The organism is Proteus sp. fly-1067, assembly GCF_040139345.1.
GTDB lineage: Bacteria > Pseudomonadota > Gammaproteobacteria > Enterobacterales > Enterobacteriaceae > Proteus > Proteus vulgaris_B.
This window is the reverse complement of record NZ_JBEEUL010000183.1, coordinates 1-581: the sequence shown is the minus strand read 5'-3', so window position 1 is coordinate 581 and position 581 is coordinate 1. Positions and strand designations below refer to the sequence as shown.

General features: G+C 44.6%; 1 protein-coding gene. It reads right to left on the bottom strand.

Annotation, left to right across the window (positions count from 1 at the left end):
• A partial coding sequence (locus ABN217_RS19885) for a cation:proton antiporter regulatory subunit (RefSeq protein ID WP_349459948.1) occupies window positions 1–581 on the bottom strand: 581 nt, incomplete at both ends.

The window sequence follows — 581 nt, the reverse complement described above, 5'->3', positions numbered from 1 at the left end:
AGTGGTTCATCAACTAATTTCCCCCCTATCGCCTTACCATCACGTCGAATACCAACAACGTTTAGACCATAACGAGTACGAAATTTAATATCTCGGAGGCTTTTGCCCAATAGTTCGGAATCCGGGTTCATCGATACTTCAGCCATCCCCACATCACGCGACTGGTCGGAAAAATAATCGCCACGTAAGATCATCGGTTCAAGCTTTTGCTCAAAACAAAACTGTCGCAGAGCATCATCACTCACCGCAATATCCACTAATAAAACATCTTGCTCTCTTAATTCCGTCCCTCCCGTTGCACTCACCATAACACGCCGAAATTTACGCCAACGTTCAATACCAACCACGTTAGCTTCATAACGCGAACGTAAATGTAATTCATCGAGGGAGTGTCCAATTAATGGTGAACCTTTACGAATAGCAAGACGACGAGCCCTACCCGTTAATTTATAATCACGAATTAAATCACGGAAAGTACGCTGATAGCGCTCAGGTAATTTATTAGGCTCACTACTCCCTAGCCAACGACGAGCAACCCACATGTAAGCGATCCCTGCCAGTAAGATCACAATACCTATTGG